Origin of the sequence: Streptomyces olivaceoviridis (assembly GCF_014650115.1) — a bacterium.
Taxonomy (GTDB): domain Bacteria; phylum Actinomycetota; class Actinomycetes; order Streptomycetales; family Streptomycetaceae; genus Streptomyces; species Streptomyces olivaceoviridis.
The window spans coordinates 249865-263512 of record NZ_BMUI01000011.1; the positions used below are offsets into that span (position 1 = coordinate 249865).

General features: G+C 69.2%; 14 protein-coding genes, 1 tRNA gene and 1 pseudogene. 3 read left to right on the forward strand and 13 right to left on the reverse strand.

The window, feature by feature from the left end:
* Nucleotides 1-2 precede the first annotated feature (2 nt).
* The gene (dcd, locus tag IE273_RS22375) at nucleotides 3-578 is read right to left on the reverse strand and encodes a dCTP deaminase (protein WP_014673940.1); all 576 of its coding nucleotides are present in this window, start codon (nucleotides 576-578) and stop codon (nucleotides 3-5) included.
* Between the two features lie 529 nt (nucleotides 579-1107).
* Here dcd and IE273_RS22380 point away from each other — a divergent pair.
* A tRNA-Gly gene (locus tag IE273_RS22380) sits at nucleotides 1108-1181 on the forward strand.
* A 101-nt stretch (nucleotides 1182-1282) separates the two neighbouring features.
* Here the strand turns inward: IE273_RS22380 and IE273_RS22385 are convergent.
* From IE273_RS22385 to IE273_RS43635, 3 genes are all read right to left on the reverse strand, one after another.
* Entirely contained in the window at nucleotides 1283-1579 is a 297-nt protein-coding gene (locus tag IE273_RS22385; RefSeq protein ID WP_189816947.1) for a hypothetical protein, read from the reverse strand.
* Nucleotides 1576-3915, reverse strand: a complete 2340-nt coding sequence (locus tag IE273_RS22390; protein WP_189816948.1) for an N-6 DNA methylase — start codon at nucleotides 3913-3915, stop codon at nucleotides 1576-1578. The genes IE273_RS22385 and IE273_RS22390 overlap by 4 nt, the downstream gene beginning before the upstream one ends.
* Before the next feature lie 161 nt (nucleotides 3916-4076).
* A complete protein-coding gene (locus tag IE273_RS43635; RefSeq protein WP_229887324.1) occupies nucleotides 4077-4355 on the reverse strand; it encodes a hypothetical protein in 279 nt (92 codons plus the stop codon).
* A gap of 44 nt (nucleotides 4356-4399) precedes the next feature.
* On the opposite strand from IE273_RS43635, the gene IE273_RS43640 reads away from it, so the two are divergent.
* Both IE273_RS43640 and IE273_RS22400 read left to right on the forward strand, forming a co-directional pair.
* Nucleotides 4400-4822, forward strand: coding sequence for an SDR family NAD(P)-dependent oxidoreductase (locus IE273_RS43640; RefSeq protein WP_229887325.1), 423 nt, complete (start codon nucleotides 4400-4402; stop codon nucleotides 4820-4822).
* 115 nt (nucleotides 4823-4937) lie between these two features.
* Nucleotides 4938-5318, forward strand: a complete 381-nt coding sequence (locus IE273_RS22400) for a nuclear transport factor 2 family protein (RefSeq protein ID WP_268257512.1) — start codon at nucleotides 4938-4940, stop codon at nucleotides 5316-5318.
* A gap of 59 nt (nucleotides 5319-5377) precedes the next feature.
* On the opposite strand, the gene IE273_RS22405 is transcribed toward IE273_RS22400, so the two are convergent.
* The 9 genes and pseudogenes from IE273_RS22405 to IE273_RS22445 form a co-directional block, all read right to left on the reverse strand.
* Nucleotides 5378-5788: a PIN domain-containing protein gene (locus tag IE273_RS22405; RefSeq protein WP_189816949.1), complete on the reverse strand. Its 411-nt coding sequence runs from the start codon at nucleotides 5786-5788 to the stop codon at nucleotides 5378-5380.
* The gene (locus IE273_RS22410) at nucleotides 5785-6006 is read right to left on the reverse strand and encodes a type II toxin-antitoxin system VapB family antitoxin (RefSeq protein ID WP_180989643.1); all 222 of its coding nucleotides are present in this window, start codon (nucleotides 6004-6006) and stop codon (nucleotides 5785-5787) included. The genes IE273_RS22405 and IE273_RS22410 overlap by 4 nt, the downstream gene beginning before the upstream one ends.
* A 400-nt stretch (nucleotides 6007-6406) precedes the next feature.
* Nucleotides 6407-6786 (reverse strand): annotated as a pseudogene (locus tag IE273_RS22415) (tyrosine-type recombinase/integrase); the annotation flags it as partial.
* A 208-nt stretch (nucleotides 6787-6994) separates the two neighbouring features.
* Complete coding sequence (locus tag IE273_RS22420) at nucleotides 6995-8281, reverse strand: hypothetical protein (RefSeq protein ID WP_229887327.1); 1287 nt, start codon at nucleotides 8279-8281, stop codon at nucleotides 6995-6997.
* Between the two features lie 506 nt (nucleotides 8282-8787).
* On the reverse strand, nucleotides 8788-9513 hold the full coding sequence (locus IE273_RS22425) for a hypothetical protein (RefSeq protein ID WP_229887328.1): 726 nt from the start codon (nucleotides 9511-9513) through the stop codon (nucleotides 8788-8790).
* Between the two features lie 85 nt (nucleotides 9514-9598).
* The gene (locus tag IE273_RS22430; protein WP_189816951.1) at nucleotides 9599-10069 is read right to left on the reverse strand and encodes a hypothetical protein; all 471 of its coding nucleotides are present in this window, start codon (nucleotides 10067-10069) and stop codon (nucleotides 9599-9601) included.
* A gap of 122 nt (nucleotides 10070-10191) precedes the next feature.
* On the reverse strand, nucleotides 10192-10884 hold the full coding sequence (locus IE273_RS22435) for a hypothetical protein (protein WP_189816952.1): 693 nt from the start codon (nucleotides 10882-10884) through the stop codon (nucleotides 10192-10194).
* Complete coding sequence (locus tag IE273_RS22440; RefSeq protein ID WP_229887330.1) at nucleotides 10881-12533, reverse strand: polyprenyl synthetase family protein; 1653 nt, start codon at nucleotides 12531-12533, stop codon at nucleotides 10881-10883. The genes IE273_RS22435 and IE273_RS22440 overlap by 4 nt, the downstream gene beginning before the upstream one ends.
* Nucleotides 12526-13605 carry a hypothetical protein gene (locus IE273_RS22445; RefSeq protein WP_229887331.1) on the reverse strand — a complete coding sequence of 360 codons (1080 nt, stop codon included), beginning with the start codon at nucleotides 13603-13605 and terminating at the stop codon, nucleotides 12526-12528. The genes IE273_RS22440 and IE273_RS22445 overlap by 8 nt, the downstream gene beginning before the upstream one ends.
* Nucleotides 13606-13648: the final 43 nt, after the last annotated feature.

Sequence of the window (13648 nt, forward strand, 5' to 3'; positions counted from 1 at the left end):
CCTCACACCTGGGTCCGATGGAAATTGAGGTAGGACCGCGAGGCGGTCGGCCCGCGCTGCCCCTGGTACCGGGAGCCGTAGCGCTCACTGCCGTACGGCGACTCGGCGGGCGAGGTCAGCCGGAACATGCAGAGCTGCCCGATCTTCATCCCCGGCCACAGCTTGATGGGGAGCGTGGCGAGGTTGGACAGCTCCAGGGTGACGTGCCCGCTGAACCCGGGGTCGATGAACCCCGCGGTGGAGTGCGTGACCAGGCCCAGCCGCCCGAGCGAGCTCTTCCCCTCCAGCCGGGAGGCGAGGTCGTCGGGAAGCGTGATCACCTCGTACGTGGAGGCGAGCACGAACTCCCCGGGGTGCAGGATGAACGGCTCATCGCCCTCCGGCTCCACCAGCCGGGTCAGGTCGGCCTGCTCGACGGAGGGGTCGATGTGGGGGTACCGGTGGTTCTCGAACACCCGGAAGTACCGGTCCAGCCGGACGTCGATGCTCGACGGCTGCACCATCGTTTCGTCATAGGGATCGATCCGTACCCGCCCGGCGTCGATCTCGGCCCGGATGTCCTTGTCTGAGAGAAGCACGTAGCGAGGATACGCAAGGCGCGCGGACCCGTCGCAATCGCGACGGGTCCGCGCGCCCGCTGTCACACGCCGACTACAGCCGGTCCTCGCCCGCGGCCCTCACCTCTTCTGGAGGACGACGGGGACCGCGCTGCGGAGCCGGGCACACCGCGGACACCGCACGAGCCGGCCGGGGCCGAGCCGCTCGGCCTTCTGCATCGGGAACGAAGCGGTGCTGAAGACGTGCCCGTCCGCGCATCGGACGACGGTGCGTTCCATCAAGTCCCTCAAGTCCCTTCCCCAGGAGCCTCGTCCGGCGTTGCTGCCCGGACGACAAAGGCACATTACGGGATCAAAGAGACGACTCTCCAGGCGGCACTCCGGCCCCACCGGGTGGCTCCACGGTACGCCCCAACTCCGGCCGCCCGCAGCCGGATACCCCGCTGAAACCGACCCAACCCCCGGGGTCCGGACACCGGGGGCCGACGATGATGTAGAGTGAGCAAGCGTCCGGACAGCGGACCCTCCGGGGCCGGTCCGTCCGTATTACGCGGGTGTAGTTTAATGGTAGAACATCAGCTTCCCAAGCTGAGAGCGCGAGTTCGATTCTCGTCACCCGCTCCAGAGAGAAACCCCAGGTCAGTGGCCTGGGGTTGTTTGTTGTGAAGAGCGGGTTGAGTGCCGCTCTTCATCATCCATGGGCGAGACACCGGCCCAGCCCACCATCAGCCAGAACCAGTAGGCCGGTTCGTGTCGGCCGATGCACACGGCAGGTTCCGGTGGTCGTCCGTCGTGGTCCAGTTCCGTAGCGTCGTAACTGCTCCCACCGCGGCGAAGCACAGCCCTGCCGTCGTACCGAATGCGCCCCCCGCGTAAAGGATCAAGTCAGCGATGCCCGCGCCGGTCGCGTACTTCAGGGCGGCAACACACACGGCGACCAGCATGGAGAAGAGCACGATAACCAGAAGCCAGAGCGCCCAGGCGACGGACCGGGACAGGCGCGTGGGGTTGGTGGTGGTCATGATCGGGGTTTCCTTTCGCTGTCTCGCGAGGAGGGCGAGGCGCTCGTCAGCTGGTCGAGAAGCAGCCCTCGTGCGTGGGTGATGGCTGCCGCCAGTTCCCGGTGGGCGTCGGACCGCTCCCCGAGGAGCATCAGCAGTTCGGCGATCTCCTGCTGCACGTCGAGGGGAGGAAGCAGGACTTCCTGGCGTCCCAGTGCGTCCTTGGTGATGAACGGAGCCGCAGTGGCGGCCGCTCGATCCCTGACCCAGTCCACGGCGTCCGGACGGCTCAGCACGGCGAGCAGGTAGTGGGGCAGGACCCCGGCGTCCTGGCGGCAGCGGAGCCTGATCACGTTGGAGCTCATGAGCCACCCCGCCTGGTCCCCCCGCACCATGGCCGGCGGCCCCATGGCGCCCGAGCGGACACAGACGATGTCACCTGGCGCGAGTCGGTAGCGCGCCAGCCGGTCTGCGAGCTCCGGCGAGACGCGATCGTCGACGCTGTCGGTCACCCGCCCGTCCCGCAGGTGCTTGGGGAAGACGACCGGCACCACGCCGTAAGGAGTCCGGTCCTGCGGCGCCAGCAGCGCGTGCGACGGACCGGTCTGGATCTCGCACAACGCCGCGAGCGTGGCCCTGCGCCGAGGCGCCTGACGCACTCGGTCGGTCTCCAGCTCGGCGCGCAGGCCGACGGTGCGCTCGTCCAGGTCGGCGCATCTCTCCCTCAGCCACGACACCTCGGCCCACGCTTCCGCCTCCGCGGTACCGGCCGCACCAGAGTCCGGGGCCGACGACCGGCCGATGTGGTCGATGGGATTGAGCGAGTAGTCGTTGCGGCGCAGCGCCTCCCTGTCGACACGCGCGCTCGGTACGGTCGCCGAAGGGGGGGCGTCCGGTCGGGCGGGTCCTTCCCACGGGCTGAGAGCCAGGTACGAGTCGAGGACGGCTTGGACGTCGTCGTAGGCGAGCACCCTCCGCCCGCCGCGCCGCATGACGCCCAGGTCACGCGCGTCCAGGAACAGGACATGGTTCCCGGCGTCGGCCGGGTGCCGCAGCAGCCACACGCACACGGGTACCGAGGTTCCGGAGAAGAGTCTGTCGGGCAGCGCCACAACGCACTCCACGACACCCTGCTCCACCAGTGCCCGACGGATCGCCCGCTCCGCCGCGTTCCCGGAGTTGCCCGCCTTGTTCGGCATGACCACCGCCGCGCGCCCGCCCTCGGCCAGGACGGACAAGGCGTACTGGGGGTAGGCAAGGTTGTCGTTGCCCACCGGAGGGGGCCCATAGGGCCAGTGCCCGGTGCGCGTGGTCTCCTGCGAGGTGTCCTTCATATTGAAGGGCGGGTTGGTGAGCACCAGATCGACCGGGTCCTGGGGCCACTTCTCCTCCCAAGGCCGCCCGCGGGTCTTCAGCTGGAGGGCGAACGGGACTCCCCGCAACGCCAGGCCCATACTGGCCAGCGACAACGTCACCCGCTTCGGCGTCTGTCCCAGCAGCCTGGGCAACGGAGCATCGGCGGCGCCGGGCCTGCGTCTTGCCCACATGGCGGTGTCGGCTGCCGCGCCGAGGAGTTCCCCACCACGGAAGTACGGGTCGTACACGCTGCTCGGTGAGCTCTTCCTGGCCGCCCATCCCAACGCCGCCATCAGGCGCGCCACCGGGAGCGGTGTGAAGAACTCCCGGCTGCGCAGCTGCGCGCGCTCCTCGTAGTCCTCGATGAGCAGCTGGAAGGCATGAGGGCCGAGCGCACCAACCAGTCGGACAACCTGCGCGAGGTCCTGGAACCGCCGGGGCTCCAGGCGAGCGAGTGCATCCTGCATGTCCGGCAGCGCTCCCATGCCGCGCAGCACCGCGTCCGTTTCCGAGCCGACAAACTTGAGCAGGGCAATGCTGGACCGCGGCTCGGCACCGGTCATGACGTACTCCTGCACCTTCTGCCAGCAGCCCGGCCTCGTATCCCGCAGGAAGAGCAACGCGGCCAGCAGGCTCAGATAGGCGACCGCCTGGTCCGCACCTCCCACCCGCTCGGCCAGGGGCCCCATGAGCTTGCGGACGATCTCGACATCCCGTGGATCCGGCCTTTCCCTGGGACCCAGCGTGAGCTCGGCGTACCGTCGGACTACCCCCTCTTGTGCGACGGAGGTACCCGGCCGGTGCCGCCGCGCCCGGTCTCCGTAGGTGGTGTGCTCACCCTCCCCCAGTGCCCGGCGGTGCGACGGTACCCGTCTTTCGTCGAGCCAGCCGAGGACCTCGGACTCGTTGAAGTAGTCCTCGCCAGCGGTACGCCGGGGGGTGGGGAAGTCCGCCGCCCTCCGCTCCCATGTGGTGACCGCCGCGCGTGTCACGCCTGCCATGGCCGCGATCTCCGTACGCGTCAGAAGGCGATCGCCGTCAGACATGCCCGTGCTGTTCTTCATGGCGCGTCGTGTCCCTTCGAAGTAGCCCTGGAGGGGCGTTCTTTGGGCATGAGCCTAGAGCGGTCGCCGCGCTGGTGTCTCATGAGTACTTCAAGTACTCAGATGACTGCACTTGGCGCGCTGAGGAGCGAGCCAAAAGAAAGATGCCATGATTGTGCATATTTGCCGTTCTCTACCCTCGCCGCCGACACCGGTTTGCGGCCCGAGGATGCATGAGGGTTAACACTTCGAGGTGTGCAGCGGCAGCTTTCCGTTTTGATCACCGGGCGCACCTGATCGTCGCCGGGCGGCGCAAGGAACTGCTGGACCGGATCACGGCCGAGCACCCGGGTATCGAAGCGATCGTTCTGGACGTCACCGGCCCGGGCGTCGATCACGCGGGCCGCCGAGGCGGTTCGGGCCGGCCATCCGGAGCTGATACGTGCTGGTCATCAACGCGGGCATCATGCTGCCGGAGAACCTCCTCGACGCGGCCTCCCTGCCGGTCGCCGAGGACCACGTCACCGTCAACCTGCTGGGCACGATCCGTATGACGTACGCCTTCCTGCCGCTGCTGGTCGGCAAGGCGGACGCGGTGGTCATGAAAGTCTCCTCGGCGCTGGCGTTCGTGCCCCTGCCGGCCACCCCGACGTACTCGGCGACCAAGGCCGCGGTGCACTCCTTCAGTCACAGCCTGCGCGGGCATCTCGCCGGCTCGGGCGTGCGGGCGATCGAAGTGGCCCCGCCGGGCGTGCGCACGACTCTGTTCGACCAGCAGGACAGCGCCATGCCGCTGGAGGAGTTCCTCGACGAAACCCTGGCTCTCCTGCCCGCGGACCCCGATGGCAAGGAACTCGTCGTGTAGCGAGCGAAGTTCGTCCGCGACGCGGCGGCAAGCGGCACCTACGACGAGGTTCTGGCCCTGCTCGGCGGCGTCTGAGCGACACCGCCCCCAGCCGCTCCTGACCATGTAAGGACCAATGGTGAAACCCACGTTCAAAGACACGGTCGAGATAGCGAGGGTCCTGGCTCTGTGGGGCCACATCGTGGACGACCACGAGCTGAGCCGCGTCGGCGAGGTTCTCACCGAAGACGCCGTATTGGACGCAGGCACCTTCGGCTTCGACCCGGTCGTCGGGCTGGACGCGATCGCCTCCGTTCTGAGCGCCGACGGGCACGCGCGAGCTCACCACACGACGAACGTCGTCGTGTCGGAGGGTCCGGGCGACAAGGTCCGTGTCCGATCCAAGGGCTTGGGCGTCGTGGACGGCGGCGCCGTCATCAGCGCCGTCTACGAGGACGAACTGCGGCGCACCGATGACGGCTGGCGCATTGCCAGGCACGCCATACACGTCAAGTGACGCTTCAGGCCCCGATGGCCGACCTTCGCAAGTTCCCGTCCACAACCTGTGGGAAAACCTCAGGTGATGTCGTGGACATTGTGCTCGAGCAGATCGGTTGCGTGCCGGGCGATGGCCCGGTAGTCGGCATCGTCGTGGAGGACAGCCAGGCTGTGGTGGGCGGCGGTGGCGGCGATGACGAGGTCCACCGCCGAGGCGCTGCGATGCTCCCCGGCCTGAGCCATACGGTGTTGCACCGCGCTGATCCAACGCCCCGCGTTCTTCGGCACCGACACGTCGGGATAGAGGTCGGTGAACATCTCCGCGATCTCGTCGTACTCACGGCCGTTCCGGGCGCTGTACAGGAACTCGGTTCGCTGCGCGTAGCAGGATGCGATGGCACCGGCGTCGATCGCGTCGTACCAGGCCGACTGCAGTTTTGGTTCGCGGAGCAGCCGGACCAGGCCGGAGGTGTCGAGCAAGTAGATCACCGGCTGTGCTTCTCTGCCCGGTGCAGGCGCTCGGCGTCCTCGACGGCACCCCACTCGCGCGCACGCTCGAAGTGACGGCTGATGCGCGCCGCACGCTCCTGCTGTTCGGCGTAGAAGTGCAGAGCCAGGTTGACCGCCTCCTTCTTGGTCCTGACCTTGGCCAGAGCCATGGCACGCTCCAAGGCGTCATCATCGATGTCGATCTGGGTCACAGACATACGAGCACCTCCTACGCAATGTTGGTGATGTACATAGAAGGGTATGTCACCAACATTGACGACGCCACATCCGAACGTCGATGTGCAGTCGCGACGGAACTCCAGATCAGCCCGGCACGCGATGCCCGCCGGTCGGCGCGAAGCGCCACGCGCCCTATAGCTCGACAGATGGTGGCCCCCGTGCCCAGAGCGTGCCCGCAGGAACGGACAACCACGGTCAGCAGCGGTGCGAACAAGCCCGCGCAGCGGTGCCGACACGACGAATCCGCGCAGGTCAGCGGCCATTCGCCCACCCAAGCGCCGTCGCTTCCCAAGCTGAGAGCGCGAGTTCGATTCTCGTCACCCGCTCCATGGAGAAGGCCCAGGTCAGAGACCTGGGCCTTTGTGCTGTGTGCGTTGATCACTCGCCGCGTGCCGGATGCGTGCCAGAAGACTTCTCGGCCGCCTTCCTGGCTGCTTCAGCCCGAGCCTTCCGAACGGTGGCGTCGAGGCCGGCGGCGACCTCTTCCTGTCGTTCGTCGTCGGAGTGCTGGTGGATCAGCGCGGCTTTCTCGGAGGACTGCCCGGCGCGGACCATCGTGTCCTTGAGGGTGGCGCCGGACCGCGTGGAGAGCGTGTGCCCGGTGTGGCGAAGGTCGTAGAACCGGAAGCCCTCCGGCATGCCGACGACCTCCCGCGCCTTACGCCACTTCCGTCCGAAGGTGCTGCGGCGGAAGAGCGCGCGCCTTTCTTCCCCACGGAGATCAGCCCGTCCGGCCCCGGTTCGGCGTACTTGTCCAGTCCAATATGGGGGCGGCTTGCCCTCTGCGTGCCTGGAGCAGCGCGCAGGATGGTGGAGTCAGCCGGCGCCGTCGAGTCGACGGCGCCGGCCCCACCCACGTTCGAAGGTGCCGTCGGCCTACCAACCGAGGGGACCAGGTAGCCGGTAGCTGATCGGGACGTGTCCCCGGACTATGACTCGCCGACCAAGTTCATCTGACGCCAGGCCCTAGGCGGACGCCGGTACGAAGACCGTCTGCGAGGTGGCCGACTGGAAGCTGGCGTCAGCGTCGAACACAGCCCGGTAGTAGCCGGCACCGCTCTGGTTGAGGTCCGCGGCGAAATCGTTGCCGCTGCCGCCCCAGGAAGCCTCGACCGTGGTGAGCGTCGACCAGTTCACGCCGTCGGGCGAGTACTGGATATGGACGTGGATCCAAGCAGGCGTCCACCCGTCGGGGAAGTCGATGAGCCCCTCGGTGTGAACCTGTTCCGTGTCGGAGCGGGCGGCCGTGAAGGCCGTGAACTTCGAAGCCCGGTGCACGTGTACGACGTCGCTCGTACCGGTGCCGGCCTGGAGGAACGGGTCGTCCGAGGTGTCCAGGGCAAGCTGGAAGCAGCCGCCCCGCCACGGCGTGTAGTCCATGGTGAATGTGCCGTCGTCAGCGGTGGTGAAGCGGCCCACGAGGTCAGTCTGCGCATCGTCGGGGCCGAAAAGGACGCCTCCGGAGCGACCGGCCAGCGGCACCCAGCCGTCCGCCGTCTTCTGTTCCACCTTGACGCTCAGCGTGACCGGTTGACCGAAGTCGACGTCGGTCGCACTCACCGTAGACGTGAAACGGGTGGGAATCTGATCGACACCGATCTGAACCGTCTCCGACTCCCCGTACAGCACTGTCGGCGTGCCACCGTCCATCCTGAACACGGCCTGGATGGGCGCGGCGGCGTCGAGCCGCACCGAGGCGGTGAAGTGACCCTGGGCATCGGTGGTCACAGTGGTCTGCGTCCAGTAGTCGACATCGATGTCGACGCGGCGTGCCGCAAGAGGCTTCACCTGACGGGTCGGCCACCGCCCGTACAGCGTCCCCTCGACCTGAACGTCACGGTGGTCCCGGTCGATGTTCGTGCGGTCGACGGTGAGCGCGCCGAACTGCGCCACGACGTAGTAGGCGAAGTCCCCTGCGGACTGACGCAGCACGTGGCCGCCATCGGCGTCCGTCACGTCCACGTCGATGCGGTACTGGCCGAACTTCGGCAGCTTCAACGGTTCCTTGGTACGCCAGATGCCGTCCTGACGAGTGCCGGAGAAGAGCCGGAAGTCCTCGGTCCCTACCTTGGCGACCTCGGTCTGCGAGGTGTACGAGACCAGGTGGGCCGTGATGCTCCTGATGTCGGCCCCGGACCGGGCATTGATCTGCAGGATCCCGAGGTCGTCCGACACGCTCCCCGCATAGGTGACCTCCGGCTGGTCCGCGGCCTGCGCGGCTGTCACACCTCCCATGCCGAACGCGGCGGCCACGACGGCCACGGTGACCCATCTGAATATTCTCCGCAACAACACTCTCGATCCCCACCCCAGACGCTTCGAGACGGCGGGGACCTCTACGGAACGCCCGCCCGGCCGTCCATCTTTGTATCCGCCACTCAGCACGAACGCAGCGCGATTAGAAGTGTGCGCGGAACTTCGAGGGACCCAAGTGCACCTGAACAGTGACGACTTGTCCCTCCTCGTCGTCGGGCCGGTCCGGACACGGGTGTCCGTCCGCGGGCTGTCCCCAGATCCCACGGTCAACAGTGGTGCAAACCGAGCTGCACGACCACGCCAAGGCATAGGTATTTCGTAGGGCAGAACGGGACCCGGAACGCCGCCACTTCGAACGGTGTGGAGTGCGTCGGCGGTACCGGTCTGCTGGTGGTCGTCGCGAGCCCGGCCGCCCACGAGGACCGAGTTCGTGGGCGGCTCGGGGGCGGTGGCGAGGGACGGCGTGCGCGTTGTGCCGGCCGGCCCGTCGCCTCATCGTCCGGTCAGCCGAGGATCGAGGACGAATCGCAGCCGAGGCTGGCGCGGCTGGCGACGGTGAAGGAGATGCTTCCGGTGTTCTCCCAGATGTTGTTGATGTTGGTGAACAGCCACCTCGTGGTCAGGCTGTGGTCGGCCGACGAGAGGGTGGCCGTCCGGCCCTCCGTCCCGGGCCTGATCCGGAACGTCACCACGGTGTCCCAGAGCTTCTGGGGCGGTGTCTCCTGGGCGCTCAGCGTCGTCCCGGAGAAGCTGCCCGGCCCCGTCACCGACACCACGTCGGCCACCGCCATGACCGAGGCCAGATTGACCCGGTGGATGTGGTACTGCGCTCCCACGGGATTGCGTGTGGTGTCCGGGCGCCACCTGAACGTGAACGTCGACCCCGGCGCGATCCGGCCGCCGAACGGGTTGGGCGACGCCGATTCGTTGATCACACCCTCGCCCAGCCGGGCGCCGAAGACGTTGCGCCAGTAGAAGCGGGGGTCGAGCCGCGCGTTCCCCGGCTGAATGCACTCCGGGTCCCGCGCTGCCATGGTCTGCGCCGCCGCGGCAGGCCGTGCCGGCCGCGGCTGCGCCGTGGCGGCGTTCGCGGGCAGTGACGACGCCAGCAGCATCGCTGCGGCCAGCGTCCCCACGGCCCATGTGGCCCGCTCTCCCCGCCGCAGCCGCAGCACCGACGAGGCAGCGCGCCCGATACGGCCCGGCAGACGGTTTCCTGCTCCGTACATCCTCCAGCCTTTCTCTTCCGCGTAACCCGTCGGTGGCTCCGGGTCGAGCCGGCGGAACCACCGACGGGCCGGTTCGTCGGGGGGCTCAGTCCTCGTCGGGGTCGAGGACGCGGCCCTTGAGCTTGATCGGGCTGGCGGAGCCCACCTTGAGCTGGCCGTCGGTGTAGCGGCCCGGCGTCGCACCGTCAACGGCGGTCACCTGGGCGCCGTAGCCGAGGCACTCCTGGTTGGTGGACAGGTACGGGTTGTGCGTGAAGGTCAGGGTGCGGCCCCCGTCGCCGAGGGTGCCCTGGGTGGTCTCCAGGTTGCCCTTCGCCTGGAGCGTGTTGACATCGTGGTAGGCCCAGGAGAGCCAGCCGGTGAACACGAAGCCGGTGGGCGCCTTCAGGGTGAAGGTGATGTCTCCGGGGTTCACCGGGTCGGGGACGGTGCTGAGGATGCCGAAGCTGAGGTGGGCGGGGACGCCGCCCGGCGCGTCCTCGACGATGCCCTGCTGGAGGATGTAGAGCTTGTTCTCGGAACCGGACTGGACGGGGGCCTGGGTCTGCGTGGCCATGCGTGTCCCTTCTGTGGATGGGTGCGTCCGCGTGAGCGGATCCGCCGGTGGCGGGCTTGGGGGCCGGGCCTGCTCATGGACCGTCGGGAGGGACCGCCGGGGTCGGGTACGGGTGTCATGAGCTAGGCGGGTGGCGCGGGGTCGGTCGGTGCGTGGTCGGCCAGGAGCGGGCCGAGGACGGACAGGGCGCCGAGGGCGATGTCCTCGTAGAGGTAGAAGCCGGCCTCCAGCGGCGGCAGTTCGGCGCCGGTGTCGTCGGTGAGGGGGTCCGGGTCGGTGGCGTAGCCGGCGTCGTCGTCGGGGTCGGGGGCGGCGCCCGGCCCGAGCAGGTCGGTGAGGTCCTGCGCGGCACTCAGGAGGGTGCTGCGGGCGGTGGTGGTCAGCAGGCGCAGTGGGAGGTCGAGCGCGGCGGTCGTGCGCTGGCCGGGAACCAGCTTCGTCACCACCGGTGCCTCCTCGGTGGCCGCGGCGATCAGCCGCACGGGGAGCGTGCAGGCGGCGACGATCCGCTCGGTGGACATCACGGGCGGGGGGTCGCCGTCGACCATGAGGTCCTCCCACTCCATCAGGTCGAAGAGGAACTGACCGCCCTTGTACAGGGGCCAGGGCCGTACGGTGTCGAGCAGGAGGCGGGCGCGTTCGGGGGCGTCGCGGCGCACGGCCACGCCGTGCCTGGCCAGGGTGCACAGGCACTGGCGCAGGCTGCTGTTGACGTGACCGAGGAAGGCGAAGGCCCGGTGGTCGGTGGGGGTCAGCGGGCCGGTGGCGGTGGGATCGGCCGGCGGGGACGGGGGCGGGGGCGGGGTGGTGGTCACAGTGGCCTTGAGGTGACGTAGTGGGCGATCTGCCGCAGGACGGCTTTGCCTTCGTTCTCGGGGATGAACCGGAGGTCTTCCTCGAAGCGGGCGATGCCTTCGGCGGCGAGCCGGTCGGCGAGGTCGGTGGCGTACTCGATGGAGCCGTGCCGGCGCATGGCGGCGAGGAGTTCCTCGGCGTGCTGCTGGGTCTTGTCGGTACGGCGCTGCCGCAGGACGTCCAGGAGGCGGGGGCGCTCGTGGGCGTACGCGGTGCGGAAGAGGTGGATCAGCATCACCGTGCGCTTGCCTTCGAGCAGGTCGCCCAGGGGCTCCTTGCCGTAGAGGGCTTCCTCGCCGACCAGGTTCAGGATGTCGTCCTGGATCTGGAAGGCGATGCCGATCAGGCGGAACGCCTCGTCGAACCGGCTCAGCACGGCGGGGTCGGTGACGCCGGCACAGACGGCGCCGATGCGGCACGGGCTGATGCAGGTGTACCAGCCGGTCTTCTTGGTGCTCATCGTGAAGTAGGCGTCGTCGGTTCCGGGGACGACCTCGTGGCGGATCCAGCCCAGCTCCATGGCCTGCCCCTCGATGGACTCCCGGCACATGTGCACCGCCTCGTGGATGAGGCCGAGGGTGCGGACGAGGCCGAGGGTTTCGAGGTTGGACAGGAAGGCGTCGACGGCGAGCAGGTTCATCCCGTCGCCGACGTTGACGGCCAGGCCCAGGCCGTGTTCCTCGTGCAGGGTGGGCAGACCGCGCCGGTGGGTGGACTCGTCGGCGATGTCGTCGTGGACGAGGAAGCCGTTGTGGAACAGTTCCAGCGCGGCGGCGGCGCGTACGGCGTCGTCGGGGCGCCCGCCGAAAGCGGCGCAGGCGGCGATGGTCAGGGTGGGACGCAGGCCCTTGCCCTGGCGGGCGGGGTAGGAGCGCATGAGGTCGTACAGTTCGGCACGCGGTTCGCGGTCCGGCAGCAGCCGTTCGATCTCCTCGTTGGTACGGGCCCGGCACCGGAGCATGGTCTCCATCAGGTCCGCGTCCTGGACGGTGTCCTCCAGCGACCAGTCGGTGCTGGTGCGACCGTCCCACAGCAGGCGCGGCGCGGTGACGGTGGTGTCGCCGATCAGCGCGGGCGGTGCGGGCGCGTCCTCGGGGGAGCGTCGGGCGAGGAAGTCCAGCGCCGTCCAGTCGACCGGGTCGGCGGCCGGTCCCCGGGCGGCGGGTGTCGCGCTGCCCCACAGTTGGGGGGCCTGTTCGCGGTAGGCCCCCCACAGTTCCTGCATGCTGCGCAGGCCCGCCGCGCGCTGGGACAGCAGGGTGAAGGCCCGCCAGACGGCGAGGGTGTCGTCGCGGGAGCCGCGGACGTCGAGGCTGTCGGGCAGGACCTGGTCGGCGGGCGGGCGCTGGAGGTCGAACAGCAGGTTCATGGCCCGGTTGTCGAAGGCGACCTCGACGTCGGGGTCCGGGCAGCGGTCCCGGTCCACCACGATGCGGCTGTGCCGTGCGGTGAGTGTGGCGTGGCTGCCGTCGTTGAAGTGCAGGCCCAGCCGGATGCCGCGCAGTTGGTCGGCCGCGGCTGCGAGGATCGCCGGCGCCCGGTCGGACAGGGCGGTGACGGTCTCGTCCAGCAGCCGTGCACCGGTGAACGCGGGGACGGTCTCAGTCACGGGCACCCCCGGCGAACTCCACGATGCCCCCGGTACGGAAGCCGATACGGCGTCCGCCGACCCGGCCATCCACGGTGCACGGGCCGAGGGTCTCGTGCACGCTGAACGGGTGGAGGCTGGTCTCGGACGGGTTGATGATCCGGCCCGCCGTGTGCGAGCGGAAGTCGAGGACGAGACGGTCGTCGCCGAGCCGAGCGGTGATCAGCAGCCGGCCGGGCACCGCGGCCATCGGCGGGGTGCCCAGCAGGCCCGCCAGCGGCGGCACCATCGCCACCCGGTCACGGTCCAGGCTGCCGCTCACGGCGACCCGCAGATTGCGCCGCGGGAAGTGGCGGATCATGCGCCCGTCGCGCCACAGCATCACCGATCCGTTGGCCGCGTCCGCGGGATACGCGGGCTGGATCAGGGTGAAGACGACCGCCGAGGGCGGGGCCTGGTCGACCGGGCCTGAGGGGTCGTTGACGAATCCGAAGACCCAGCCGCCGAGTGTGGGCCAGGACCACCGGCCGCGTACCCGCTCGTGGTAGCCGAGCAGGCCCGTCTCCGTCGCCGTACCGTCGCCGTGCCGCAGGGTTCCGGTGCCCAGGACGCCGGGCTCCGACTGCCACCGCAGATGCTCGTCGTCGCCGAACGGCGCGCACTGCGAGGTGCACGGCCTGCTGGTCCGGGTCAGCCGTACGTCCGCCGCCGGCGCCGCCGAGCGGGCCGCCACCCGGAAGGCGCCGGGTTCACCGTGCGGGTGCGGCAACCGGAAGGCCGACCACGGCAGTTCCGGCTGCTCGGCGTTGAACTGCGTCGCGCTCCAGCCGTGTCCCTCCCCGTAGAGGAGCAGGATCGCCATGTGCTGCCCCTCGGCCGCCGTGCCGGTGCCGCTGCGACGCCCGGTGGCGGGGGCGCCCGGGTGCGCGAAGACCGAGCCGGTGGAGGAGCCCAGGACGGAGAGGTTCGCGATGAGTGCCTGCTGCCCGCACCGGGACAGGAACGCGTAGTGCAGCCATTTGCGGTCGAGCGGGTGGGCGAGCGGGGCATGCGGGAAGGGGCCCCGCGGACCGAGCCTCAAAAGGGCGGGCATGGACACATTTCGAACACTAACTCAAGGTAGCCGATCACTTGCA